The organism is Streptomyces sp. NPDC059010 (genome assembly GCF_042740355.1).
Lineage (GTDB): Bacteria > Actinomycetota > Actinomycetes > Streptomycetales > Streptomycetaceae > Streptomyces.
In genome coordinates this window covers 103619-129512 of sequence record NZ_JBHYJA010000016.1, presented here as the reverse complement: position 1 = coordinate 129512, position 25894 = coordinate 103619, and the positions used below count along the sequence as shown (strand labels likewise).

21 protein-coding genes are annotated in these 25894 nt (G+C 71.1%); 13 read left to right on the top strand and 8 right to left on the bottom strand.

Annotation, left to right across the window (positions count from 1 at the left end):
* Nucleotides 1-49: 49 nt before the first annotated feature.
* From ACFWYS_RS19315 to ACFWYS_RS19300, 4 genes are all read right to left on the bottom strand, one after another.
* Complete coding sequence (locus tag ACFWYS_RS19315) at nucleotides 50-676, bottom strand: DUF4126 domain-containing protein (protein WP_384769954.1); 627 nt, start codon at nucleotides 674-676, stop codon at nucleotides 50-52.
* Between the two features lie 410 nt (nucleotides 677-1086).
* Nucleotides 1087-1716, bottom strand: coding sequence for a TetR/AcrR family transcriptional regulator (locus ACFWYS_RS19310; protein ID WP_384769951.1), 630 nt, complete (start codon nucleotides 1714-1716; stop codon nucleotides 1087-1089).
* Between the two features lie 23 nt (nucleotides 1717-1739).
* A complete protein-coding gene (locus ACFWYS_RS19305) occupies nucleotides 1740-3824 on the bottom strand; it encodes a YhgE/Pip family protein (protein WP_384769948.1) in 2085 nt (694 codons plus the stop codon).
* Nucleotides 3796-4548, bottom strand: a complete 753-nt coding sequence (locus tag ACFWYS_RS19300) for an ATP-binding cassette domain-containing protein (protein ID WP_384769945.1) — start codon at nucleotides 4546-4548, stop codon at nucleotides 3796-3798. Before ACFWYS_RS19300 ends, ACFWYS_RS19305 begins: the two co-directional genes overlap by 29 nt.
* A gap of 166 nt (nucleotides 4549-4714) precedes the next feature.
* Here ACFWYS_RS19300 and ACFWYS_RS19295 point away from each other — a divergent pair, with 166 nt between their 5' ends.
* From ACFWYS_RS19295 to ACFWYS_RS19285, 3 genes are all read left to right on the top strand, one after another.
* On the top strand, nucleotides 4715-5299 hold the full coding sequence (locus ACFWYS_RS19295; protein WP_384769942.1) for an SAV_6107 family HEPN domain-containing protein: 585 nt from the start codon (nucleotides 4715-4717) through the stop codon (nucleotides 5297-5299).
* Nucleotides 5300-5502: 203 nt separating this feature from the next.
* Entirely contained in the window at nucleotides 5503-6327 is an 825-nt protein-coding gene (locus ACFWYS_RS19290; RefSeq protein ID WP_384769940.1) for a class I SAM-dependent methyltransferase, read from the top strand.
* A 289-nt stretch (nucleotides 6328-6616) separates the two neighbouring features.
* Nucleotides 6617-7009: a DUF3040 domain-containing protein gene (locus ACFWYS_RS19285; protein ID WP_272119311.1), complete on the top strand. Its 393-nt coding sequence runs from the start codon at nucleotides 6617-6619 to the stop codon at nucleotides 7007-7009.
* A 105-nt stretch (nucleotides 7010-7114) separates the two neighbouring features.
* Here the strand turns inward: ACFWYS_RS19285 and ACFWYS_RS19280 are convergent, their stop codons facing one another.
* The 4 genes from ACFWYS_RS19280 to ACFWYS_RS19265 all read right to left on the bottom strand — a co-directional run bounded on the left by ACFWYS_RS19280 (nucleotide 7115) and on the right by ACFWYS_RS19265 (nucleotide 12695).
* Nucleotides 7115-9499: a DUF3488 and DUF4129 domain-containing transglutaminase family protein gene (locus tag ACFWYS_RS19280; protein WP_384769936.1), complete on the bottom strand. Its 2385-nt coding sequence runs from the start codon at nucleotides 9497-9499 to the stop codon at nucleotides 7115-7117.
* Nucleotides 9496-10869 carry a DUF58 domain-containing protein gene (locus ACFWYS_RS19275; protein ID WP_384769934.1) on the bottom strand — a complete coding sequence of 458 codons (1374 nt, stop codon included), beginning with the start codon at nucleotides 10867-10869 and terminating at the stop codon, nucleotides 9496-9498. Before ACFWYS_RS19275 ends, ACFWYS_RS19280 begins: the two co-directional genes overlap by 4 nt.
* Nucleotides 10869-11909 carry an AAA family ATPase gene (locus ACFWYS_RS19270; RefSeq protein ID WP_384769932.1) on the bottom strand — a complete coding sequence of 347 codons (1041 nt, stop codon included), beginning with the start codon at nucleotides 11907-11909 and terminating at the stop codon, nucleotides 10869-10871. Before ACFWYS_RS19270 ends, ACFWYS_RS19275 begins: the two co-directional genes overlap by 1 nt.
* Before the next feature lie 237 nt (nucleotides 11910-12146).
* The gene (locus ACFWYS_RS19265) at nucleotides 12147-12695 is read right to left on the bottom strand and encodes a beta-class carbonic anhydrase (protein WP_384769929.1); all 549 of its coding nucleotides are present in this window, start codon (nucleotides 12693-12695) and stop codon (nucleotides 12147-12149) included.
* 420 nt (nucleotides 12696-13115) lie between these two features.
* On the opposite strand from ACFWYS_RS19265, the gene rsmH reads away from it, so the two are divergent.
* From rsmH to ACFWYS_RS19215, 10 genes are all read left to right on the top strand, one after another.
* Nucleotides 13116-14072 (top strand): 16S rRNA (cytosine(1402)-N(4))-methyltransferase RsmH, encoded by a 957-nt coding sequence (gene rsmH / locus ACFWYS_RS19260; protein WP_384769926.1) that lies wholly within the window; start codon nucleotides 13116-13118, stop codon nucleotides 14070-14072.
* A 79-nt stretch (nucleotides 14073-14151) separates the two neighbouring features.
* Nucleotides 14152-14733 (top strand): septum formation initiator family protein, encoded by a 582-nt coding sequence (locus ACFWYS_RS19255; protein WP_384769923.1) that lies wholly within the window; start codon nucleotides 14152-14154, stop codon nucleotides 14731-14733.
* 5 nt (nucleotides 14734-14738) lie between these two features.
* Nucleotides 14739-16691, top strand: coding sequence for a peptidoglycan D,D-transpeptidase FtsI family protein (locus ACFWYS_RS19250; protein ID WP_384769920.1), 1953 nt, complete (start codon nucleotides 14739-14741; stop codon nucleotides 16689-16691).
* Between the two features lie 183 nt (nucleotides 16692-16874).
* On the top strand, nucleotides 16875-18401 hold the full coding sequence (locus ACFWYS_RS19245; protein WP_384769918.1) for a UDP-N-acetylmuramoyl-L-alanyl-D-glutamate--2,6-diaminopimelate ligase: 1527 nt from the start codon (nucleotides 16875-16877) through the stop codon (nucleotides 18399-18401).
* Nucleotides 18402-18405: 4 nt separating this feature from the next.
* Complete coding sequence (murF, locus tag ACFWYS_RS19240; RefSeq protein WP_384769915.1) at nucleotides 18406-19836, top strand: UDP-N-acetylmuramoyl-tripeptide--D-alanyl-D-alanine ligase; 1431 nt, start codon at nucleotides 18406-18408, stop codon at nucleotides 19834-19836.
* Nucleotides 19833-20906, top strand: coding sequence for a phospho-N-acetylmuramoyl-pentapeptide-transferase (mraY, locus tag ACFWYS_RS19235; RefSeq protein ID WP_384769912.1), 1074 nt, complete (start codon nucleotides 19833-19835; stop codon nucleotides 20904-20906). The genes murF and mraY overlap by 4 nt, the downstream gene beginning before the upstream one ends.
* Nucleotides 20888-22312, top strand: a complete 1425-nt coding sequence (gene murD / locus ACFWYS_RS19230) for a UDP-N-acetylmuramoyl-L-alanine--D-glutamate ligase (RefSeq protein ID WP_384769910.1) — start codon at nucleotides 20888-20890, stop codon at nucleotides 22310-22312. The genes mraY and murD overlap by 19 nt, the downstream gene beginning before the upstream one ends.
* A 103-nt stretch (nucleotides 22313-22415) precedes the next feature.
* Entirely contained in the window at nucleotides 22416-23777 is a 1362-nt protein-coding gene (ftsW, locus tag ACFWYS_RS19225) for a putative lipid II flippase FtsW (protein ID WP_384769908.1), read from the top strand.
* Nucleotides 23778-23783: 6 nt separating this feature from the next.
* The gene (gene murG / locus ACFWYS_RS19220; protein ID WP_384769905.1) at nucleotides 23784-24878 is read left to right on the top strand and encodes an undecaprenyldiphospho-muramoylpentapeptide beta-N-acetylglucosaminyltransferase; all 1095 of its coding nucleotides are present in this window, start codon (nucleotides 23784-23786) and stop codon (nucleotides 24876-24878) included.
* 23 nt (nucleotides 24879-24901) lie between these two features.
* The gene (locus ACFWYS_RS19215; protein WP_384769902.1) at nucleotides 24902-25699 is read left to right on the top strand and encodes a cell division protein FtsQ/DivIB; all 798 of its coding nucleotides are present in this window, start codon (nucleotides 24902-24904) and stop codon (nucleotides 25697-25699) included.
* Nucleotides 25700-25894 lie beyond the last annotated feature (195 nt).

Below are 25894 nucleotides of genomic sequence, written 5' to 3'. Positions count from 1 at the left end.
GACTTTATCGGCCCCCACTGACAACGGCGCACTGACCTCGGACGACGGCTCAGCCGGGGCCCTGCGCCATAGGCTGCGGGAGGCGTTTGCCCGCCCGGCGCTCCGCCCGTCGCTCGGCCCGGCGCCGCAGGAAGCGGCGGATCCGGGAGACCAGGAAGTAGAGCAGGAACAGGCCGGCGACCAGGAGAGCGCCCGCGATGACGGCCGCCGCCACGGGGTTGAAGATCGCGAAGGTGATGATCGCCGCGACCCCGAGGTCCTCGGCGAGGCTCACCACGATGTTGCTGAAGGGCTCGGGCGAACTGTTGACCGCCATCCGCGTCCCGGCCTTGACCAGGTGGCTCAGCAGCGCCGTCGAACCGCCGACCGCGCCCGCCGCCAGCTCCGGCACCGACCCGCTCTGCCCGGCGAGCAGCGCCGCGACGACCGCGCCCGCGATCGGCCGGATCACGGTGTGCACCGCGTCCCAGGCCGAGTCCACGTACGGGATCTTGTCGGCGACGGCCTCGCAGAGGAACAGCACACCGGCGGCTATCAGGACGTCGGGCCGTTGCAGCGCCGCGGGCACCTCGTCGCTCAGTCCCGTCGCGCCGAATATGCCGAGGAGCAGGACCACCGCGTACGCGTTGACGCCGCTGGCCCAGCCGCTTGTGAACACCAAGGGGAGTACAGACACGGACGTGATCGTAACCAGTCGGCAACGGACGGTCCTGGGGATGAGTGCGCAGCTCTGAGTACGCGTACCTAGTCGGTGAGATGAGTACGCGCGCGGATGGGGGCCGACCTGCGTGAACGAGAGAGTGGAGGCACGGAGAAGGGGAGCGGCTCCGCACCGGCGACACGGGGCGCCGGAACGGAGCGGCCCCGGATCCGCTCCTTCCGCCGGCCTGGCGTCGGCGGGAGTGAGACCGGGGGACCCGGGGGAACGACCGAACGGGGGTCCGACGGGGGAACACGGGGGAAAACGGGGGAGTACGAGAGGGCGCCGGTTCGACAGTGGCCCGCGGGGGACGCGGCCACTTCGGACCGGCGCTTTCTCATGCACGCGCGCGTGCTCTCCCACACGCGCGCGTGACACCGGCCGGGTCAGCGGTGGCCGCTCACCCGGCCCTGCAGCAGTCGGGACAGCGCCGAGTGCACATCGTCCAGGGAGCGCTCCGGCTGGAAGGACTTCCAGTCCAGCGCGGCCACCAGGACCATGCCGACCAGGGCGGCGGCGGTCAGCTGGATGTCGATCTCCTCGCTGAACTCGCCGTTCTCCACGCCCTCGCGCAGCACCCCCTCGACGACCGCCACGGCCTCCTGCCGGACCACCATCAGCGTGGACTGCCAGGCCCGGTTCGTCCGCCACAGCTCGGCGACGTAGAGCTGGGTGAAGGACGGGTAGCGGTCGATGAAGACCAGCCCCGCGCGGATCATCGCGTCCAGGGCGTCCACCTTGCCGCCGCCTTCCCGGGCGGTCTGCTCGGCGGCCTCGCGCAGGGAGGCGGTCAGGAGGCCCACTCCGTGCCGCAGCAGTTCCTCGAAGAGGACCGACTTGCTGGCGAAGTTGTAGTAGACCGTGCCCTTCGCCACCCCGGCCCGCTCGGCGATCTCGTCGACCGTGGTGGCGGAGAACCCCTGCTCGGCGATGAGCGTGACGGCCGCCTCGTAGAGCTTCTGCCGGGTGGCCTCACGGCGCGTGCTGCCGCCCGACGCGGCGCTGCTGCTTTCCATGGGGCTGATTGTCCCGTGCGCGCTCACAGGCTCAGCTCCGGGTGCAGCCGGTCGAGCGTCCACACCTGCCGGCGACGGGCCGACAGCGCGGTCAGTGCCACGGCGCCCGCGGTGAAGGCGACGAGCACCACGCACGCGTGCCACACCGGTCCCAGACCGCCGCCCGTGATGAGCCGCCTGAGCGCCCCCACGACGTAGCTCATCGGCAGGAAGGGGTGCAGCGCGTTGAAGAAGGCGGGGCTGGTCTGCACCGGGTAGGTGCCGCCCGCGGACGTCAACTGCAGCATCAGCAGGGCCAGGACGAGGATCCGGCCCGCCGCTCCGAAGCGGGCGTTCAGCCACTGGATGATCGCCGCGAAGCACGCCGTCACCAGGCACAGGAAGCCCACCGTCCCGGCCGCCCGCGCCATCTCAAGCCCGATCGCCCAGTGCAGCACCGACATCAGCGCAACCGTCTGCAGTACGCCGATCGCCACCACGGGCAGCCAGCCGGCCAGCGCGATCCGCCATGCGGAGGCACCCGCGGCGAGCGCGCGCCGGTTCATCGGCGAGATCAGCATGTACGCCACCATCGCGCCCACCCACAGGGACAGCGGGATGAAGTACGGGGCGAAACCGGTGCCGTAGTTGGGTGCCTTGTGCAGGTCCCTGGAGGCGAGCTGGACGGGGTCGGCCATGACCTCCGTGCGCTGGTCGCGGTCCTTCTTGTCGTAGTCGGGGATCTGCTTCGCGCCGTCGTGCAGCCCGTCCGAGAGCTTCCCGGAGCCGTCGACCAGCTTGTAGATACCGCCGTTGAGGTCGTACGCGCCGGTCTTCAGCTCGCCCACACCGGAGTCCAGTTTCACCGCGCCGGTGCCGGCCGAGCCGATCCCCGAGTGCAGCTTCTTGGCGCCCGCGGCGACCTTGGTGGCCCCGTCGTTCAGCTGGTTGATCCGGGTGACGGCGTCGTCGAGGTCCTCGGAGAGGTTGGGCGCGCGGTCGGCGAGCGCCTGGGACTGCTTCTGGAGGGTGGCGAGGTGCTGGTCGAGCTTCTTCAGGTCGCCGTTCTGGTCGGTGATCAGCGTGTTGAGGTCGTCGGCGATGGTCGCCACGTCCGCCGCCGACTCCTTCGCCTTCTTCAGGTCGGAGCAGGCCGGGTCGTCCAGCACGGCGTCCTCGCAGCGCGCCTTGTAGATGACGTTCAGCGCGTCGGACGCCGTATGGGCGCCCTTGGCGGCGGCCGGGGCCCGCTCCACCAGGTCGTCGAGGTTGTCGCGCATCGCTCCCGACGCGTCGGCGACCAGCTGGGCGGTGTCGCCGATGGTCTTCTCGTTGCCCTTGACGAACGGGCCGACCTTCTTGTTGATGCCGTTGACCCTGTCGGCCAGCGTCTGCGTGCCCTCCGCGACCCGCCTGGTGCCGTCCTCCACCCCGGCCGCGCCCTTGTTGAGCTTCTTCAGGCCCGTGGACAGCTTGCCGCTGCCCTCCTTGGCGCTCTTCAGCCCGTCCGCGAGGTCCTTGGAGCCCTTCTCCGCCTTCCCGATGCCGCCTTCGAGCTTGTCGGCGCCGTTCGCGGCCTGCACCGTCGCGCCGTGGATGTCGGAGAACGACACGAAGATCCGGTCCAGGAACGACCGCGACGCCTTCGTGGACGCGGCCTCGCGCACCTCGCTGAACACCGTCCGCGAGATCTGCCCGACGATGTAGTTGTTCGCGTCGTTCGTACGCACCTGAAGGGCGCCCGTCTCCGGCGAGGCGCCCGCGCTGGAGGCGATCCGCTCACTGAAGTCGTCCGGCATGGTCAGCGACAGGTAGTAGGTGCCGTTCTCGACGCCCTTCTCGGCGTCGGCGGCGCTCACCTCGTGCCAGTCGAAGACCTCGCTGTCGCGCAGCCCTTCGGTGATGTCGGCGCCGGCCGTGAGCTTCTTCCCCTCGACGGCCGTGCCCTTGTCGTCGTTCACGAGCGCGACGGGGATGCGGTCGAGACGGCCGTACGGATCCCAGAACGACCACAGGTACAGGGCGCCGTACAGCAGGGGCAGCACCAGCAGCGCGACCAGAGCGGCACGCGGCAGCTTCCCCCGTCCGAAGCGCCTCAGCTCAAGAGCGGCCAGCCTCGGCGAGCGCATCGGCGGCCTCCTTTCCGTCGGATTCCTGGGAGTTCGTGGACACCTCGACCGTGCCGTCGGGAGCCTCGCTGCACACCGCGACGACCGTCGTCCCGGCTTCGGCGATCGACTTCAACAGCGCCCAGACCTCGGCCCGTTCGGCGTCCGAGAGCTTGAGGTCGGTGTCGTCGACGCCGAGCAGCCGGGGACGCCCGATCAGGGCCAGCGCGATGGACAGCCGCAGCGCCTCCATCCGCTCCAGATCCCGTACGGCCGTACGGGAGCCCTTGGGCAGGGAGGCCAGGTCGAGGCCCGCCGCACTCAGCGCGGCGTCGATCAGCAGCCGTCCCTCGCCCTTGCGCTCGGCACGTGGCCGCAGCAGCCCGCGCAGCGAGTCGCCGAACCGCCGCTGCAGCAGCGCCCGTTCGTGAAGGTGCTCGGCGACGGTCAGGGCCGGCTCCAGGTCGGTCACGCCGGGGACGTGCGCCAGGGCGCTGACGCGTCGTACCGCGGCCATGCGCTTGGGCAGCGCGCTGCCGCCCACGGTGGCGGCTCCCTCGGTGGGCTTCATCCGCCCCGTCAGCGCCAGCAGCAGGCACGTACGGCCGGTGCCTGACGGTCCTTCGATCGTGATCAGCGAGCCGGGCTCCGCCTCGAACGAGACCCCGCGGAACGCCCACCCGCGTGGCCCTTCGAGCCCGAGACCCTGGGCCGTGACGCCGACTCCGGCCACGGTTCCCCCCATGCTGCCCCTCCGTAATTGAACTGACTGGTCAGTGCAAAAGTTAGTCCGAACTCGCGAGCGAAGCAAAGGCGCAGGTCAGAACGGATTGTCAGTGCCATACCTCACGATGGGCACATACGGCATCCCGTATCGGGCATGCCGTCACACAGACGACAGGAGGTTCGTCATGGCCAGCTACCACGCAGCCGCCGCCCGTCGGCGCCGCGCCACCGGCCCTGCCCCCTCACTGACCGGTCCGGCGAGCGACGTTCACCCGGTCCTCCGCCGGACCACGGCCCCGCCCGCCGCCCTCGACCTGCTCGCCCAGGCCCGTGCCGCACTGGACGAGGCCGCCGTGCTGGAAACGTCGAACGAGCGCTATGCCACCGCCCACCTCGCCGCCCTGCGCACCGCCGCCGCCGTGCTCGCCGCACGGGGGCGCCCGGAGCCCTCGCCCAGGCGCCGGGCCCGGATCAGGAGCGCCTGGGAAGTGCTCCCCGAGATAGCTCCCGAACTCACCGAGTGGAGCGCGCTGTTCGCCTCCGGCGCCCGGCGCCGCGCCCGGGCCGAGGCGGGCATCCAGGGCGCGGCCAGTCGCCGGGACGCCGACGACCTGATACGCGACGTGGCGATGTTCCTGCGCCTCGTCGAGCGGATGCTGGTACTCCAGCCGGTCCTGCCCCAGCCACGCCCGGACGCGGACACCGGCACGGGCAGGGAGACGCCGGGCGCCTCACGGCACGACCGGGAGGACATGCCGGACGCGGGGTGACGCCGACGGCAGGTCGCGGGGCCACGGCCGACGGCGCGCTCTCGGTGGTGCGGGGCTCGCGCCGCCGATGGCCGGGTGGGGTGCCGTAGGCAATAGGGTGGAGGGCGCCTGAAGCCTCCCTGCTCCTGTGACCCGGGCGCCGGGGAGGCAGCCCGTTCGCTCCGCCGCGCAAGCGGTGGCGCCGCGCCGAGGAGTCAACTGCCGTGTCGGACCCGATGCGCCCGCCCGTCTCCCATCACCACGCTCAGACGTCGCTGCGCTCCGACCCCTCCCGGCCCCGCGCCTCCCTCCGCACCGCCGTGGTGTGGGAGGTCCTCCAGGACGCCGTGGACCGCCGGGTCAAGGCCACGGGCCGGCAGGCGCTGGACGTCCTCGACACCGGCGGCGGCAGCGGCAGGTTCGCGGTGCCCCTCGCCCGCCTCGGCCACCGCGTCACCGTCGTCGACCCCAGCCCGAACGCGCTCTTCGCCCTGGAGCGCCGCGCCGCCGAGGCCGACGTCGCCGACCGGGTGCGGGGCGTGCAGGGCGACGCCCACGGCCTCTTCGACGTGGTCGAGCGCGGCGGGTACGACGTCGTGCTCTGCCACGGCGTCCTGGAGTACGTCGACGACCCCGCCGAGGGCGTCCGCAACACGGTCGCCGCCCTGCGCGACGAGGGCGTCCTCAGCCTGCTCGCGGCCGGGCTGGGCGGTGCGGTGCTGGCGCGGGCCCTCGCCGGTCACTTCAAGGAGGCCAAGCAGGCCCTGGAGGACCCGGACGGCCGCTGGGGCGAGGGCGACCCGGTGCCGCGCCGTTTCACCGCCCAGCAGCTCACCGGGCTGGTGGAGGGGGCCGGCCTCCGGGTCGGCGCCGTGCACGGCGTGCGGGTCTTCGCCGACCTGGTCCCCGGTGTGCTGGTGGACACCGAGCCCGGGGCGCTGGAGGCGCTGCTGAAGCTGGAGGAGGCGGCGGCCGAGCTGCCCGCCTTCCACTCGGTGGCCACCCAGCTCCATGTACTCGGTGAGACGGGGGAGACCTCGCAGGGCTGAGCTCCCGCTGTGAGCGCACCGTGCGGGTGGGCCTTGATCAGGGACTTGGCCGCACATGGAGTACGCCACAGGCCCCCCGATCGAGCGCTCAGCGCCGTATGATCGAGGGAGACCGTTCCGGCATGACGGGTCGGCTGCTGGGGAATGAAGATCTCAGCGAGCCGGGCCTCCATGCCGGAGCCCGGTTGGCCAATTGGCGTAGAGGGGCGGGTTTCACGGGGGCGATTCCCTGCCTATCCTGAAGGGACCCCCCGGGTCGCCCCGGCGACTGCACGATGAGGAGGACTCCGTGCCGCTCTCGGAGCACGAGCAGCGAATGCTCGAGCAAATGGAGCGAGCGCTGTACGCCGAAGATCCCAAGTTCGCGACAGCGCTTGAGGGAAGCGGGCTGCGTACGTACACCCGGCGACGGGTCTACCAGGCGGTCGCGGGCTTCCTCGTAGGTATCGCGCTCCTCATGGCTGGAATGGTCGCCAAGCAGGTCTGGCTGAGCGTGGTGGGATTCCTCGTCATGCTGGGCTGCGCGGTACTCGCTGTGACCGGATGGCGCAAGGCCCCCAAGCCGGGCGAGCAGCCCGCGAGCGGCCCGCACGCCCGCCGTCAGCCCCGCCAGAAGCGCTCCATGATGGACCGCATCGAGGAACGCTGGCAGCGCCGCCGTGACGAGCAGGGCGGCCACTAGCGCGACGAACAGCTCCTGGACATACGTCAGGGGGTGACCACCGGATGGGTGGTCACCCCCTGACGCGTTTCCCGGCCCGCTCTCACATCCCGCGTCGGCGGGGTGTCACCCCCGCTGCCCCGGCGTGGACGGCCTGCGCCACGTCGGCCGGGCTGCGGCCACGCGCTGCTTCAGGCCGGTCCACCAGTCCATCAGGGCCCAGGTGATCCGCACGCTGGAGCGCGGGGCCAGCAGGGCGCGCACGTTCGTCGTCCAGCTGACCTTGGACTCCAGGTTGGACAGCACGCGGCGGACATCCTCCGCGAGGCCGGCCACCGGGCGCGGACTGGGCGCGTAGAGGGTCTGTTCCACCGCGTCGGCGACCCGGTGCACCGAGGCCGCGGCCGGTGGGTCGAGGTGGCCGAGCCGGACGATGCGGGCGGCGGCCTTGCGGGGGGTCTGGGATTCGTCCGGGTGGATGCCGAAGTCCCAGGCGGTGTCGGTCAGTTCCCGCCAGACCGCCAGGGTGTGCGGCGCGATGTCCGCCTCGGAGCGGCCGTGCGCCCCCAGCCGTACCGCCCTTGTCCGCATCCGCAACAGCATCGGCGTCAGCGGGATCAGCAGCGCCACCAGCCCGCCGAGCGTCCACAGCAGCAGGGCGGGCCACCTCGGGCCGTCGTCCCCTGCGGCCAGCGCGGCCTCGGGGGACTCGGTCGCGCACAGCTCCCGGTTCTGCCCGACGCAGCTCTCGCTCGCCGAGGGCGCGGCGGAGGGCCCGGTGCTCGCCGACTGCGAAGGCCGGGTCACATCCGGAAGCGTGGAGCCGGGCGTGTCCGACTGGGTGTACGTCGGAATCGAGCCACGGGTCGGCGTCGGCTCGAAGCGGGTCCAGCCCACACCCTCGAAGTACAGCTCGGGCCAGGCGTGCGCGTCCCTCAGCCCCACCGACACCGAACCGTCGCCCTGCGGGGTTCCGGGCGCGAAACCCACCGCGACCCGGGCCGGTATGTCCAGCGAGCGGGCCATCGCCGCCATCGCGAAGGAGAAGTGGACGCAGAAGCCCTGCTTGTCCTTCAGGAACCGGGCGATCGCCGTCCGGCCGGTGCCGACCTTGACGTTGGTGTCGTACTGGAATCCGCCGTTCACGGCGAAGTACTCCTGCAGCTTGACCGCCTGGCCGTAGTGGCTGGTGGCGCCCTCGGTGACATCGCGCGCGGTCTTGGCGACCACCGCGGGCAGCGAGTCCGGCAGCTCGGTGAACTCGCGCTTCAGCGCGCCGGGCGGTTCCGGCGCGTTCGCGAGCTGGTCGGCCGTCGGCCGCACATCGAGGCTGCGCACGGTGTACGTCACCCCGCGTGTGGTCTGGCGGCGGTCGCCGACGACCGTCATGCCCAGCGGTTCGTACCGCCAGTTTCCGCCGATCTGCACGCTGCTCGGCGGGTACGGCATCGGCAGCCAGTTCTGGGCGTACCAGTTCGCGGCCGAGATGGTCGTCTCGACGTCCGCGCGCCGGACCTCGGGGCCGAGGCCGATGGGCGTGGGGAACTCGCCCGGCACGGCCTGGATGCTGCGCTTCGACGGCTGCCAGGTGGTGCCGTCGAAGTCGTCCAGGGAGACGATCCGCAGGTACAGGTCGGAGACGTCCTCCGAGTTGGTCTTCAGGGACATGACCTGCCGGTCCTCGTCCACGTTCAGACTGTCGCGCAGCGACACCAGCGGGTTCACCGCCGAGATCGTGCCCCCGCCGCCGCTCCCGGAGCCCACGCCCGCGCCGGCCGCGTCCAGCAGACCGCCGTTCATGGCGGGCAGGGCGAGCGGCACCACCAGGGCGATCCCCAGGGCGACCACGCCGATCCGCCGTCCGGTGCGGACCGGCGCCACCGCGCCGCTCTGCTCCCCGCCCGGCGTCCGCGGCGCTCCGCCGAAGACCCTGCCCCACTGCGAGAGCCGGTCGCGTCCCTCGGTCAGCAGCAGCATCAGATAGCCCGCGGCGGCGATCAGGAACCACACCCAGTCCGAGCCGCCCTCGGAGAGCCCGGCGGCCACGGAGTACAGCGCCAGCAGCGGCAGCCCGGCCGGGGCGGCGCTGCGGAAGGTCACCGCGAGGGTCTCCACCGCCAGGCCGATGATCAGGACCCCGCCGATGAGCATCAGCCGGATGCCGTCCGACAGCGGCGCCGGGATCGAGTACCGGCTGACGTCGTCCGCGCCCGCCTGCAACAGGTCGGCGAAGTGACGGAAGGCCTCCGGGCCGGGAATCACCCCGAGGATCGCCTGCCGGTTGGCGAAGGTCAGCGTCAGCAGCATCAGCGCGACCAGGGCCTGCGCCCCCACGGTCAGGGGCCGCGCCAGCGGCACCCGCCGGGTCGCCATGCCCACGCCGGTCTGGATCGCCAGCAGGAAGATCGCCTGCAGCAGCCAGGTGGCCGGGGAGACCAGCGGCAGCAGGGCGCACGAGGCCAGCAGCGTGGCCGCCGCGGCGCTCAGCGCCATCCGTGTCCGCCCGCTCATACCGGTCCCCCCTCGCCCCGCGCGCCGCTGCTCGCGACGGCGTCCGTACGCGCGCGGTCCGCCTGGCGCCACTGCTCGTTCAGCGAGGCGCCGCGCGGCACGCTCAGGGCCGTCCAGCCCGCCTCCCGCAGCATCCGCAGCCGCTCCTCGCCCCTGTCCAACGGACCGGCCACATCGGTCGGTTCCCGCACCCAGGCCCCGCTGTCCAGCACGAAGGCCACCGCGCCGCCGCTGCGCTGCCGCATCTTGGCGGCCACCGCCGCCTGCTCCTCGTCGAGGTCGCCGAAGAAGGCCACCAGCAGCCCCTCGTTGCCGCCGCGCAGCAGGTCGTACGCCCGCGACAGGCCCGTGCCGTCGGAGTGGTCGATCACCGCGAGGGTGTCCATCATCAGGCCCGCCGCGTCCGCCGACTCCTGGCTAGCGCCCGCGAACCCGTCGGCGCCCTCGCCGGGCACCGAGCTGCCTGTGTCGGTCAGCAGCCGTACGGAGAAGCCTCGCTCCAGCATGTGGACCAGCACCGACGCCGTGCCCGACACGGCCCACTCGAAGGCCGAGTCGGGGCCCGCGCCCTGGAAGGCCAGGCCCCGGGTGTCCAGCAGCACCGTGCAGCGGGCGCGCTGCGGCTGCTCCTCGCGGCGCACCATCAGCTCGCCGTAGCGCGCGGTGGAGCGCCAGTGCACGCGGCGCAGGTCGTCGCCGTAGCGGTACCCGCGCGGGATCACGTCGTCCTCGCCGGCCAGCGCCAGCGAGCGCTGCCGGCCGTCGCCGTACCCCTTGGCCTCCCCGCTGAAGCGCACCGGCGGCAGCGGCTCCACGCGCGGGATGACGGTGAGGGTGTCGTACGTCGAGAAGGAGCGGGTCAGCTCGCACATGCCGAACGGGTCGGTCAGGCGCAGCTGCAGCGGGCCCAGCGGATAGCGGCCGCGCAGGTCGGAGCGCACCCGGTAGGACACCTCGCGGCGGCCGCCCGGCTCCACCCGGTCCAGCACGAAGCGGGGGCGCGGGCCGAGGACGTACGGCACCCGGTCCTGCAGCATCAGCAGGCCCGTGGGCAGCCGGGAGACGTTGTCCATCTGCAGATGGACGCGGGCCTCGCTGCCCGCGGGCACGCGCGCTGGGGAGAGCCGGCGGCTGCCCGCGACCCGGTAGCGGGTGCGGTACAGCACGGTCGCGCAGACCAGGGGCAGCACGGCGAGCAGCAGTCCGACGCGCAGCAGGTCGCTCTGGCCGAGGACGTAGGCGCAGACGGCGGCCGCGACACCGGCGGCCAGGAAGGAGCGGCCACGGGTGGTCAGACCGGCCAGTGCCGTGCGCAGCCCGCTCTTCTCACCGCGGTCCGCCTCGGCCTGGCCGGTACTGCCGGAGGTCATCACAGCCTCCGCGGCGGCTGCTGGCCGTAGGCTCCGGCGCCCCGGCCCAGGCCGCCGAAGCCGCTCTGCTGGTGGGGTGCGGCGGGCACGGTGGTGCGCTGCAGGATCTCCTGGACGACCTGCTCGGACGTACGGCGGTTCAGCTGGGCCTGTGCGGTGGGCAGCAGACGGTGGGCCAGAACGGCCACGGCGAGGGCCTGCACGTCGTCCGGCAGCGCGTACTCCCGGCCGCTCAGGGCCGCCGACGCCTTCGCGGCGCGCAGCAGATGCAGCGTCGCGCGCGGGGAGGCGCCGAGTCTGAGGTCGGGGTGGGTGCGCGTGGCCGAGACCAGGTCGACCGCGTACCGGCGGACCGGCTCGGCGACGTGGACCCCGCGCACGGCGTCGATCAGCTTGACGATGTCGTGCGCGTGCGCCACCGGCTGCATGTCGTCCAGCGGCGAGGCGCCGCCGTGCACGTCCAGCATCTGCAGTTCGGCCTCCACGCTGGGGTAGCCGACGGAGACACGGGCCATGAAGCGGTCGCGCTGGGCCTCGGGCAGCGGATAGGTGCCCTCCATCTCGACCGGGTTCTGCGTGGCCACCACCATGAAGGGGCTCGGCAGCTCATAGGTCTGGCCGTCGATCGTGACCTGGCGCTCCTCCATGGACTCCAGCAGCGCGGACTGCGTCTTCGGCGACGCGCGGTTGATCTCGTCGCCGATCACGATCTGCGCGAAGATCGCACCCGGTTTGAACTCGAAGTCCTTGCGCTGCTGGTCCCAGATGGACACACCCGTGATGTCCGACGGCAGCAGGTCCGGCGTGAACTGGATACGCCGTACCGAGCAGTCGATGGACCGCGCCAGCGCCTTCGCCAGCATCGTCTTGCCCACGCCGGGAACATCCTCGATCAGAAGATGTCCCTCGGCGAGCAGCACGGTCAGCGAAAGCCGTACGACCTCGGGCTTGCCCTCGATCACACCCTCCACCGAACTGCGGACACGCTCCACAGTGGCGGTCAGATCAGTGAGGCTCGCTCGATCGTCATAGGTCGTCACCCGGCCCTCCTCGGCCCGTTCTATCCGGGCCGACGCTCTACGACGCGGACCGGCCCACCCCTGGAACACGGACACCACGCGTGAAAGGTTCCGCGTGTTGCCACCCCAGCATTCTTGCTGCCGTTACCGATTCGTGTCACTCGCCTGTGGACAACTGCCTGCGTTATGTCGGGTCTTACGGCCTTTTGGGCACGCCCAAGCGCAGATTGACAGCCGAACGACAGGTCCGGTGGATGGTTACGCGGGATCGATCTCGCGCAGCAGGCCCGTCCGCACGTCGAAGACGAAGCCCCGCACGTCGTCGGTGTGCAGCAGGAACGGCGAGGTGCGCACCCGCTGCATCGACTGCCGTACGTCCTGGTCGACGTCCCGGAAGGACTCCACCGCCCAGGCGGGCCGCTGGCCGACCTCCATCTCCAGCTCGGTGCGGAAGTCCTCGGTGATCGCCTCCAGACCGCAGCCGGTGTGGTGGATCAGCACGATGCTGCGGGTGCCGAGCTTGCGCTGGCTGATGGTGAGCGAGCGGATCACGTCGTCGGTGACGACACCGCCGGCGTTGCGGATGGTGTGGCAGTCGCCGAGCTCCAGGCCGAGCGCGGCGTGCAGGTCGAGACGGGCGTCCATGCAGGCGACGATGGCGACATGGAGCACGGGACGGGCGTCCATGCCGGGATCGGTGAAGGCGGCGGCGTACCGTTCGTTCGCGTCGACGAGACGGTCGGTGACCGTGCCGTCGCGGACTATCGCGCCCTCGGGACCAGCGGGAACCGATGCAGAAGTCGTCATACCCATGACGGTACTGGTCACGTCCCGAGCGGTCCCGTCGTGAGAGGGGACAAAGAACGCCATCAGACCTTGTTGTGAGCTAACCCACAGGGGTGGCGTGAGTGCGCCCATACGAGCGATTTTCCGCACCGCGCGGCTTCGTCCGAACCCGAATCGGCGACGCGCAGGCCGGTTGATTGACCGCGCGACACGGTGGACTAAAGTGACGCGAAGCGGGAGGGGCGGCTCTCCCTGCTGCACTGATTTTCCCGGAGACCCCGGCGATTTTCCGGAGATCTCCCCGCGTGCGCGGCGCGTACGTACGGCTCGGCCTCCTCCCGCTCCCGGTCGGCTGACGCTCCCGGCGCCGGCAGACCTCCCCTTCACGAGCGGGCGGGGACCCGGCGGTGCGTATCGCCCCGCCGGATCTGAGAGGGCCCCTTGAGCCAGAGTCGACATGTCCCGGTGATGCTCCAGCGGTGCCTGGACATGTTGGCCCCCGCGCTGCAGCGGCCCGGAGCGGTGGTCGTCGACTGCACCCTCGGGCTCGGCGGCCACAGCGAGGCGCTCCTCCAGCAGTTTCCCGAGGCCCGGCTCGTCGCCCTCGACCGCGACAAGGAGGCCCTGCGCCTGTCCGGCGAGCGTCTCGCGCCCTACGGCGAGCGCGCCGACCTCGTGCACGCCGTCTACGACGAGCTCCCGGAGGTCCTGGACCGGCTCGGCATCGCGCGCGTGCAGGGCGTCCTGTTCGACCTCGGCGTCTCCTCCATGCAGCTCGACGAGGCCGACCGCGGCTTCGCCTACGCCCAGGACGCCCCTCTCGACATGCGCATGGACCAGACGACCGGCATGAGTGCCGCCGAGGTCCTCAACACGTACCCGGCCGGTGAGCTGGTCCGCATCCTGCGCGCCTACGGCGAGGAGAAGCAGGCCAAGCGGATCGTGTCCGCCATCGTGCGCGAGCGCGACAAGGAGCCGTTCAGCAACAGCGCCCGGCTGGTGGAGCTGATCCGGGACGCGCTGCCGCAGGCCGCCAAGCGCACCGGCGGCAACCCGGCCAAGCGCACCTTCCAGGCGCTGCGCATCGAGGTCAACGGCGAGCTCTCCGTCCTGGAGCGGGCGATCCCGGCCGCCGTGGAGGCCCTTGCCGTCGGCGGGCGGATCGCCGTCCTGTCGTACCACTCGCTGGAGGACCGGCTGGTCAAGCAGGTCTTCGCGGCCGGCGCCGCCAACACCGCCCCACCCGGGCTGCCCGTCGTCCCCGAGCAGTACCAGCCGCGGCTCAAGCTGCTGACGCGCGGTGCCGAACTTCCCACCGAGGAAGAGGTCGCCGAGAACCGGCGCGCGGCACCTGCGCGCCTGCGTGGCGCCGAGCGCATCAGGGAGTCCATCGAATGAGGGGCGAGAGGGCAGGGGCGGGCGTCCGGGTCCAGGATCCGAACCCATCAGTTGGAGAACCGGACCCGGGGGAGGTCCAGTGAGTAGGAAACCCGAACTGAAGGGGCGAGCCGCCCGACTCGCGCGGCTCATCCCCGCCGGACGCGCACGCGCCGCCCGCACCCCCTTCGTCCTTCTTGTCGTCCTGCTCCTCGGCGGCGGCCTCATCGGGCTCCTCGTGCTGAACTCCGCCCTGAGTGAGGGCGCGTTCAAGCTGGACGACCTGAAGAGGGGGACGAAGTCCCTCACCGACGAGGAGCAGTCCCTCCAGCGGGACATCGACGCCTACGCCGAACCCGACGCCCTCCAGCGCCGCGCCCGAGAGCTCGGCATGGTCCCCGGCGGCGACCCGGCGTTCCTCAACCCCGACGGCAAGGTCCAGGGCGTCCCGAGCCCCGCGTCCCGGTCCTGGGGCGAGGGCGCGGCCTACACGCCGCTCATCCTCACCCCCGCGACCCCCCTCAGCGAGCCCGCTGCGGTCCCGGCGGCCGGCTCGGCACCGAGCCCGATGTCCGTCACACCGGCCCCAGGGGCCACTCCCGCCGTGCCGCAGTACGCGCCCCCGGCCCAGCAGTCCATCCCGTCCGCCCAGTCCTCCACGTACCCGACCCCCGGCAGGTGACGGAAGTGTCCGACAGGGAAGCGCCGCGCCGCCGTGTGCCCGGACCCGCGAAGCCCGCCCGTTCCGGCGGAGCCCAGCGCCGCCCGGGCCCCGGCGCCCGCCCCGCCCGCCGTCCGGTGCCGCGTCCCGTGGTCCGTATCCGGCTCGGCAGGCCCCGCCCCCGGCTGCGCATGGTCAGCCTGGCCCTGACCCTGGTCCTGCTCGCCTTCGTCGTGCGCCTGCTCCAGGTGCAGGGCGTCGACGCGAGCACCTACGCGGCCAAGGCCGAGAAGAACCGCTACGTCGGCTACACCCTGGCCGCCGAGCGCGGCGGCATCACCGACCGCAACGGCGTGGCACTGGCGGCCAGCGTGGACGCGTACGACATCACCGCCGACCCCACACTGTTCAGCCGTGAGCAGCTGAAGATCGACGACGGCCCCGAACAGGCGGCCGCCCTTCTGGCCCCGATCCTCGGCCAGGACCAGCAGGCGATCGTCAAGAAGCTCCGGCCGGCGAACAAGAACCAGCGCTACACCCTGCTGGCGAGCCGCCAGACCCCGCAGGTCTGGAAGCAGATCAAGGACCTGAAGAACGCGCTGGGCACCAAGTCCCAGAAGGACAAGACCACGGTCAACGTCCTCGCCGGCGTCCTCTCGGTCGCCAGCAGCAAGCGCGTGTATCCCAACGGCGACCTCGCCGCCGGGATACTGGGCTGGGTCAACGCCGACGGCAAGGGCGGCGGCGGTGTCGAGCAGCAGCTGAACAAGGAGCTGACCGGCAAGGACGGCGAGATCCGCTACGCCCAGTCCGGCGGCCGCCAGGTCCCCACCGTGAACTCCACCGAGACGCCCGCCGTGCCCGGCAGCGACGTCGAGCTCACCATCGACCGCGACATCCAGTGGGCCGCGCAGAACGCGATCTCCGAGCAGGTCGCGAAGTCCAAGGCGGACCGCGGCTATGTGATCGTCCAGGACACCCGGACCGGCCAGGTCCTCGCGATGGCCAACTCGCCCGGCTTCGACCCGAACAACCTCTCCGAGGCCAGGGCCGCGAACATGGGCAACGCGGCCGTCCAGGACGCCTACGAGCCCGGCTCCACCGCGAAGGTCATCTCGATGGCCGCCGTGCTGCAGGAGGGCGTGGCCGTGCCCACCACGAGTGTCGTGGTGCCCAACCGGCTGCACCGCGGCGACCGGCTCTTCAAGGACGACATCGACCACCCGACCTGGTACCTGACGCTCAACGGCGTGCTCGCCAAGTCCAGCAACATCGGCACCATCCTGGCCACCGGCCAGCTGGGCAAGACACAGCGGCAGGCCAACCGGGTCCTCTACAGCTACCTGCGCAAGTTCGGCTTCGGCGGCTACACCGGGCTCGGCTACCCGGGTGAGACCCCGGGCATCCTCGCCGCCCCGGACACCTGGTCCACCTCGCAGCAGTACACGATTCCTTTCGGCCAGGGCGTGTCCATCAACGCGATGCAGGCGGCCTCCGTCTACTCGACGATCGCCAACGGCGGCGTACGCGTCGAGCCCACCCTCGTGCGCGGCACCAAGGGACCCGACGGGCAGTTCACGCCCGCCAAGACGCCCAAGAAGACCAGGGTGGTCAGTGCCAAGACGGCGAGGACCCTCGCCCAGATGCTGGAGTCGGTCGTGGACGACGAGGAGGGCACCGGCGCCAAGGCGCGCATCCCCGGCTACCGGGTCGCGGGCAAGACGGGGACGGCGAACCGAGTGGATCCGGCCACCGGCAGGTACCGCGGCTACACGTCGTCGTTCGCCGGTTTCGCGCCCGCCGACAAGCCCCGCGTCACGGTCTACTGCGCCATCCAGAACGCCACCGCGGGCAACTACTTCGGCGGCCAGATCTGCGGGCCCATCTACAAGAAGGTCATGGAGTTCGCGCTGAAGACCCTCCAGGTCCCGCCCACCGGGGCCAAGCCCGCGAAGCTCCCGGTCGGCTACCGACCCTGACCCCCACCTGACCACACTGATCAGCACCGAGCAGCCAGGAACCACCTCGTGACAACGATCACTCCAGACGCCGGGAACCAGAGGGAGCCCCGCCCCTCACTTCGCTCCGAAGCCGGTACGCCCGGTACGCTCACCGCCGTGCCACACGCTGATCAGTCCCAAACCACCCAGAAGGGGCATCCCGTGACATATCCGGGACCGCCCAGGCCGGCCCAGGTCTCCGCCACACCCCTCGCGGAACTCGCCGGTCAGCTGGGGGCCACCACGCCGGAGCGCGCCGAATCCGCCGAGGTCACGGGCATCACCCATGACTCGCGCGCCGTCCGCCCCGGCGATCTGTACGCCGCCCTCCCGGGCGCCCGTCTGCACGGTGCCGACTTCGTGACGCAGGCCGCCGGCCTCGGCGCGGCCGCCGTGCTGACCGATCCGACCGGCGCCGAGCGCGCCGCCGCGACCGGCCTGCCGGTCCTGGTGGTCGAGGATCCGCGCGGCCGGATGGGCGAACTGGCGGCCACGATCTACGGCCACCCCGGCCGCGATCTGCTCCAGATCGGCATCACCGGCACCTCCGGCAAGACCACCACCGCGTACCTGGTCGAGGGCGGTCTCAAGAGCACCCGCTCCACCGGTCTGATCGGCACGGTCGAGATGCGCATCGGCGACGAGCGCATCAAGTCCGAGCGGACCACCCCCGAGGCCACCGACCTGCAGGCCCTGTTCGCCGTCATGCGCGAACGCGGCGTCGAGGCGGTCGCCATGGAGGTCTCCAGCCATGCGCTGGTGCTCGGCCGGGTCGACGGCTGCGTCTTCGACCTCGCCGTGTTCACCAACCTCAGCCCGGAGCACATGGAGTTCCACTCCGACATGGAGGACTACTTCCGGGCCAAGGCGCAGCTGTTCACCCCGAAACGCAGCAAATTCGGCGTCGTCAACCTCGATGACGAGTACGGCCGCAGGCTCGCCAAGGAGGCCACCGTCCCGGTCGTCACCTACTCCGCCGAGGGCCACCCCGACGCCGACTGGCGTGCCGAGGACGTCGAGATCGGCCAGCTGGACTCCACGTTCACGGTCATCGGCCCCAAGGGCGAGCGCATCGGCGCCAAGGCCCCGCTGCCGGGCACCTTCAACGTGGCGAACACCCTCGCCGCCATCGTCGCCCTGGCCGCCGCCGGCCTCGACGCCCAGACCGCCGCCGACGGCATCGCCGCCGTGCCGGGCGTGCCGGGCCGGCTGGAGCGGGTGGACGCCGGGCAGCCGTATCTCGCGGTCGTGGACTACGCCCACAAGACCGACGCCGTCGAGTCGGTGCTCAAGGCGCTGCGCAAGGTCACCGAGGGCAGCCTGCACGTCGTGCTCGGCTGCGGCGGGGACCGGGACCGGACCAAGCGCGAACCGATGGGCGCCGCGGCGGCCCGGTTCGCCGACACCGCCGTACTGACCTCCGACAACCCCCGCTCCGAAGACCCCCTCGCGATTCTCGCAACCATGCTCCAGGGCGCGGCGTCCGTGCCAGTACACGAGCGTGGCGAGGTCCAGGTCTTCGAGGACCGGGCCGCCGCGATCGCCGCAGCCGTCGCCCGCGCACAGCCCGGCGACACCGTGCTGGTGGCAGGCAAGGGGCATGAGCAGGGCCAGGACATCGCCGGGGTGGTCCGTCCCTTCGACGACCGCCAGGTGCTTCGCGAAGCTATCCAGAAGACCCAGGGATGAACTTGTGATCGCCCTCTCTCTCGCCGAGATCGCAGAAGTCGTCGGCGGGCAGACGCACGACATACCGGATCCGTCCGTCCAGGTCACCGGATCCGTCGTCCGGGACTCCCGTGAAGTGGAGCCCGGCAGCCTCTTCGTCGCCTTCGTCGGGGAACGCGTCGACGGCCACGACTTCGCGCAGGCCGTCGTCGCGGCCGGTGCGGTCGCGGTCCTCGGCTCGCGGCCCGTGGGCGTGCCCGCGATCGTCGTGCCGGACGTCCAGAAGGCCCTCGGCGCCCTCGCCCGTCATGTCGTCCAGCGGCTCGGCGCGACCCTCGTGGCGCTGACCGGCTCGGCGGGCAAGACCAGCACCAAGGACCTGATCGCCCAGGTGCTGCAGCGCAAGGCGCCCACCGTGTGGACGCCGGGCTCGCTCAACAACGAGATCGGACTGCCGCTCACCGCCCTCAGCGCCACCGAGGAGACCCGGTTCCTCGTCCTGGAGATGGGTGCCCGCGGCATCGGCCACATCCGCTACCTCTCCGATCTGACGCCCCCGAGGATCGGCCTCGTGCTCAACGTCGGCACCGCCCACATCGGTGAGTTCGGCGGCCGCGAGCAGATCGCGCAGGCCAAGGGCGAGCTCGTCGAAGGGCTGCCGTCTCAGGCGGAGGGCGGCACCGCGGTTCTCAACGCCGACGATCCCCTCGTACGGGCCATGGCCTCCCGTACGAAGGCGAAGGTGATCCTCTTCGGAGAGTCAGGCGAAGCGGACGTACGCGCCGAGAACGTGAGACTCACGGACAGCGGACAGCCTGCTTTCACCCTTCACACACCCTCCGGTGCAAGCGATGTGACCATGCGCCTGTACGGTGAGCACCACGTGTCGAACGCGCTCGCCGCGGCCGCCGTCGCCCATGAGCTGGGCATGTCCGCGGAAGAGATCGCCACCGCGCTCTCCGAGGCGGGCTCCCTCTCCCGCTGGCGGATGGAGGTCACCGAGCGCCCGGACGGCGTGACGATCGTCAACGACGCCTACAACGCGAACCCCGAGTCCATGCGGGCCGCTCTGCGTGCGCTGGCCGCGATGGGCGGCGCCTCACGGGCAACGGGGGGCCGTACGTGGGCGGTGCTCGGCAAGATGGCCGAGCTCGGGGACGAGGCGCTCGCCGAGCACGACGCGGTCGGACGGCTCGCCGTCCGGCTCAACGTCAGCAAGCTCGTCGCGGTCGGGGGCAGGGAAGCGTCCTGGCTGCAACTGGGCGCATATAACGAGGGTTCGTGGGGTGAGGAGTCGGTGCACGTGTCCGACGCACAGGCGGCGATCGACCTGTTGCGCAGCGAGCTGCGCCCGGGGGACGTCGTACTCGTGAAGGCGTCCCGTTCGGTCGGTCTGGAGAGCGTCGCCGAGGCGCTGCTCGCGGGCGGCACCGAGGGTGAGGTTGCCGCCCGATGATGAATCAGATCCTGTTCTCAGGAGTCATTGGCCTCTTCCTGACCCTGATCGGCACCCCGCTGCTGATCAAGCTGCTGGCCCGCAAGGGCTACGGCCAGTACATCCGGGACGACGGCCCGCGCGAGCACCATGCCAAGCGCGGTACGCCGACGATGGGCGGTATCGCCTTCATCCTGGCCACGGTCGCCGCGTACTTCCTGTCCAAGCTGATCACCGGCAAGCCGCCGACGTTCTCCGGCGTCCTGGTCATCGGGCTGATGGCCGGCATGGGTCTGGTCGGCTTCCTGGACGACTACATCAAGATCGTCAAGCGCCGTTCGCTGGGTCTGCGGGCCAAGGCCAAGATGGCCGGCCAGCTCCTCGGCGGCATCGCCTTCGCGGTGCTCTCGCTGCAGTTCGCGGACAACCGGGGCAACACCCCGGCCTCCACCAAGCTCTCCTTCGTGCAGGACTTCGGCTGGTCCATCGGCCCGGTGCTGTTCGTCGTCTGGGCGCTGTTCATGATCCTCGCCATGTCGAACGGCGTGAACCTGACGGACGGTCTGGACGGCCTCGCCACCGGCGCCTCCGTGCTCGTCTTCGGCGCCTACACCTTCATCGGCGTCTGGCAGTTCCAGGAGTCCTGCGCCAACGCGCAGATCCTGCCCAACCCCAACGCCTGCTACGAAGTGCGTGATCCACTCGATCTCGCCGTCGTCTCCTCCGCGCTGATGGGCGCCTGCCTCGGCTTCCTGTGGTGGAACACGTCGCCCGCCAAGATCTTCATGGGTGACACCGGTTCGCTGGCCCTCGGCGGCGCGCTCGCCGGTCTCGCCATCTGCTCGCGCACCGAGCTGCTGCTCGCCATCCTCGGCGGCCTGTTCGTGCTGATCACCATGTCGGTGGTCATCCAGGTCGGCTCCTTCCGCCTCACCGGCAAACGCGTCTTCCGCATGGCGCCACTCCAGCACCACTTCGAACTCAAAGGCTGGTCAGAAGTCCTTGTCGTGGTCCGCTTCTGGATCATTCAGGGCATCTGTGTGATCGTCGGACTGGGCCTCTTCTACGCGGGATGGGCAGCGGACAAGTGACCGACTGGCAGGGGAAGAACGTCACCGTCGCCGGGCTCGGCGTCTCCGGGATCCCGGCGGCCAAGGTGCTGCACGGTCTCGGCGCCCACGTCACCGTCGTCAACGACGGCGACGACGCACGCGCGCGTGCCCAGGCCGAGGACCTGGAGGCACTCGGCATCACCGTCCGCCTCGGCGACGGAGCGACCCTGCCCGACGGCACCGAACTGATCGTCACCGCGCCCGGCTGGAAGCCGGACAAGCCGCTGTTCGCCGCCGCCGAGCAGGCCGGCGTCCCGGTCTGGGGCGACGTCGAGCTCGCCTGGCGACTGCGCGGCCCCGACGCCGCCCCCTGGCTCGCCGTCACCGGCACCAACGGCAAGACCACGACCGTCCAGATGCTCGCCTCCATCCTCAAGGCGGCGGGCCTGCGCACGGCGGCCGTCGGCAACATCGGCGTCTCGCTCCTCGACGCGGTGCTCGGCGAGGAGCAGTACGACGTCCTCGCCGTGGAGTTGTCCAGCTACCAGCTGCACTGGGCGCCCTCGCTGCGCGCCCACTCGGCGGTCGTGCTGAACCTCGCCCCCGACCATCTCGACTGGCACGGCTCCATGGAGGCGTACGCCGCCGACAAGGGCCGTATCTACGAGGGCAACCGCGTCGCCTGCGTCTACAACGCCGCCGACAAGGCCACCGAGGACCTGGTCCGCGAGGCCGACGTGGAGGAGGGCTGCCGGGCCATCGGCTTCACCCTCGGCACCCCGGCCCCGTCCCAACTCGGCGTCGTCGAGGGCATCCTCGTCGACCGCGCCTTCGTCGAGGACCGGCGGAAGAACGCCCAGGAGCTCGCCGAGGTCTCCGACGTCAACCCGCCGGCCCCGCACAACATCGCCAACGCCCTTGCGGCGGCGGCCCTCGCCCGGGCCTTCGGGGTGCCCCCCAGGGCCGTACGCGACGGGCTGCGGGCCTTCGCCCCGGACGCCCACCGCATCGCGCACGTGGCGGACCTGGACGGGGTCGCCTACGTCGACGACTCCAAGGCCACCAACACCCACGCGGCGCAGGCGTCGTTGGCGGCGTACGACTCCATCGTCTGGATCGCGGGCGGGCTCGCCAAGGGCGCCGTCTTCGAGGAGCTGGTCGCCGAGTCGGCCGAGCGGCTGCGCGCGGTCGTGCTCATGGGCGCCGATCGTGGCCTGATCCGGGAAGCCCTCGCGCGACACGCGCCGGAAGTACCCGTCGTCGACCTCGACCGGACCGACACTGGGGCGATGCTCGCGGCGGTCCAGGAGGCGAAGGGCCTCGCACGGCCCGGCGACACGGTGCTCCTTGCCCCGGCCTGTGCCTCCATGGACATGTTCGCCAACTACAACCAGCGCGGTGACGCGTTCGCGGAGGCGGTTCGCGAACTCGGCGCGGGCGCCTGACGCCGGGTCTCGGCCACTGCGGGTGCTTCGGGACCCTTGGAGGGACGCGTGACTCGGATGCGGCCGGCCAGTACGTACGCCCACGGCGGGGCGGTGAGCGCCGATGCCCGGTAGCCGTACGGGAGGGCCTCCCGTGCAGCGGGCCGTTCGACGGCCCTCTCCTTCCCAGCAGCGGGACGAGAACGCGGTCCAGCGGTTCTACACGCGCGTGTACCGCGCGTGGGACCGGCCGCTGACCGCCTACTACCTGATCCTCGGCGGCAGCCTGCTGATCACCGTGCTCGGTCTGGTGATGGTGTACTCGGCCTCCCAGATCACCGCGCTGCAGATGTCGCTGCCGGGGTCGTACTTCTTCCGCAAGCAGCTGCTCGCCGCCGTGATCGGCACCGGGCTGCTGCTCGCCGCCTCCCGGATGCCCGTCAAGCTGCACCGGGCGCTCGCCTACCCGATCCTCGCCGGAGCCGTCTTCCTGATGGCACTGGTGCAGGTCCCCGGGATAGGAGTAGCGGTCAACGGCAACCAGAACTGGATCGCCCTCGGCGGCTCCTTCCAGATCCAGCCCAGCGAGTTCGGCAAGCTCGCGCTGGTGCTGTGGGGCGCCGACCTGATCGCCCGCAAACAGGACAAGAAGCTGCTGACGCAGTGGAAGCACATGCTGGTGCCGCTCGTGCCGGTCGCCTTCATGCTGCTCGGGCTGATCATGCTCGGCGGCGACATGGGTACGGCGATCATCCTGTCGGCGATCCTGTTCGGCCTGCTGTGGCTGGCGGGGGCGCCGACCCGGCTGTTCGTGGGGGTCCTGTCGTTCGCCTGCGTGATCGGTGTGCTCCTCATCAAGAGCAGCGAGAACCGGATGGCCCGCCTCCAGTGCCTCGGCGCCACCGAGCCCCAGTCCGGCCCCGTCGACTGCTGGCAGGCCGTGCACGGGATCTACGCGCTCGCGTCCGGCGGAATCTTCGGATCCGGGCTGGGTGCGAGTGTGGAGAAATGGGGCCAACTCCCTGAAGCCCACACCGACTTCATCTTCGCCGTCACCGGTGAGGAACTGGGCCTGGCGGGGACGCTGTCGGTGCTCGCCCTCTTCGCGGCTCTAGGCTATGCGGGTATCCGCGTGGCCGGACGCACGGAGGACCCCTTCGTGAGGTATGCCGCGGGAGGCGTGACCACCTGGATCACCGCGCAAGCCGTGATCAACATCGGTGCGGTGCTCGGTCTGCTGCCGATCGCCGGCGTTCCCCTCCCGCTGTTCTCCTACGGAGGGTCCGCCCTGCTGCCGACCATGTTCGCCATCGGGCTGCTGATCGCGTTCGCGCGCGACGAGCCCGCTGCGCGGGCGGCGCTTTCTGCGCGGCAACCCCGCTTTGGTAGAAAGCGTGCGGGAGGCGCCGCGCAGAGTCGGGGGCCTCGGAGATGGAACACGATGCGACGGCGTGCCTCGGCGGCGCGTTCGTCCGGAGAGCGGTGAATTTCGGTGCATGTCGTACTCGCCGGTGGGGGGACCGCCGGCCACATCGAGCCCGCGCTCGCCCTCGCGGACGCCCTGCGCAGGCAGGACCCGAGCGTGGGGATCACGGCCCTGGGCACGGAGCGTGGCCTGGAGACCAAGCTCGTCCCACAGCGAGGCTATGAGCTCGCGATGATCCCCGCCGTACCCCTGCCGCGCAAACCGACGCCCGAGCTGATCACCGTCCCGGGCCGGCTGCGCGGCACGATCAAGGCGACCGAGCAGATCCTGGAGCGCACCAAGGCGGACGCCGTCGTCGGCTTCGGCGGCTATGTCGCCCTGCCCGGCTACCTCGCCGCCAAGCGCCTCGGAGTGCCGATCATCATCCACGAGGCCAACGCCCGTCCGGGCCTGGCCAACAAGATCGGTTCGCGCTACGCCGCCCAGGTCGCCGTGGCCACCCCGGACAGCAAGCTGCGCAACTCCCGCTACATCGGCATCCCGCTGCGCCACACCATCGCCACCCTCGACCGGGCCGCCGTCCGCCCCGAGGCCCGCGCGATGTTCGGGCTCGACCCGAACCTGCCCACCCTGCTGGTCTCCGGCGGCTCACAGGGCGCACGGCGCCTCAACGAGGTCGTCCAGCAGGTCGCGCCCTGGCTCCAGCAGGCCGGCATCCAGATCCTGCACGCGGTCGGCCCGAAGAACGAACTGCCGCACGTACAGCAGATGCCGGGAATGCCCCCGTACATCCCGGTAAGTTACCTGGACCGGATGGACCTCGCGTACGCCGCTGCCGACATGATGCTCTGCCGCGCGGGCGCGATGACCGTCGCCGAACTCTCCGCCGTCGGACTGCCGGCCGCCTACGTACCGCTGCCCATCGGCAACGGCGAACAGCGGCTGAACGCCCAGCCGGTGGTCAAGGCCGGCGGCGGCCTGCTGGTCGACGACGCGGAACTCACGCCCGAGTGGGTGCAGCAGAACGTGCTGCCCGTGCTCGCCGACCCGCACCGGCTGTACGAGATGTCCCGCGCGGCAAGCGAGTTCGGCCGCCGGGACGCCGACGACCTGCTCGTCGGCATGGTGTACGAGGCGATCGCCTCGTACCGCCGCCAGTAACCGGATGACGGAGGGCAGGGAGCGTGGCCGGACCGACGACCGCCGAGCGCGGTGAACGCCAGCAGGAGTCGTCCGACCCGCCCCTCGCCCGGCGGCGGTTGAGGCTGACACGCCTTCGTACGATCATCATCCTTGCCGTCGTCCTGGCACTCCTCGCCGTGGGCTCCGTCTGGCTGCTGTACGGCTCCAAGTGGCTGCGCGTCGAGCGTGTATCCGTCTCCGGGGCCCGGGTTCTGACGTCCGAACAGGTCCTTGAGGCCGCCGACGTCCCCGTCGGGGCCCCGCTTATTTCCGTGCAGACCGATGCGATTGAGGCACGACTGCGCCGGAAATTGACCCGAATTGACGCGGTTGACGTAGTCCGTGCCTGGCCGCATGGAATCGGCCTGAAAGTGGTGGAGCGTACTCCGGTTCTGATTGTCCAAAAGGGCGGAAACTTCATCGAAGTGGATGACGAAGGTGTCCGTTTCGCCACAGTTTCTGAAGCCCCGAAAGGCGTTCCCGCACTGGAATTGTCGGTGTCCCGGTCGAGCTCCGCCGCCGCGAGCCTGCGCCGCTTCGGCGAGGGCCGACTGGTGCGGGAGGCGGTGCGGGTCGCCCGGGCCATTCCGGCCGCCGTTGCGCGGTCAACCGAGGTCGTCAAGGTCCGCTCCTACGACGACATCTCACTGGAGTTGGGCGACGGCCGGACCGTTCGCTGGGGGAGTGGCGAGAAGGGCGCCGCGAAGGCTCGCACACTCACCGCTCTCATGAAAGCCTCGCCGGATGCGCGGTACTTCGACGTCAGCGTTCCCACCGCCCCTGCGTCAGCGCGGAGTTGACGCACATTCGCGCAGGCCAGCACCCTGGTTGGGCGGCGACATGGCTGATCACATAGGGTGAAAAGAAAAACGGGAGGTTCGGCGTGTTCGTTGAACGTGCGCCACTTGTCGACTTAGTGTCCTGTTCAGAAGACTTCAAGGAACAGACACACTGGTAACCCTAAACTTCAGGGTTAGGGTTCGGGTCGGCGCTAC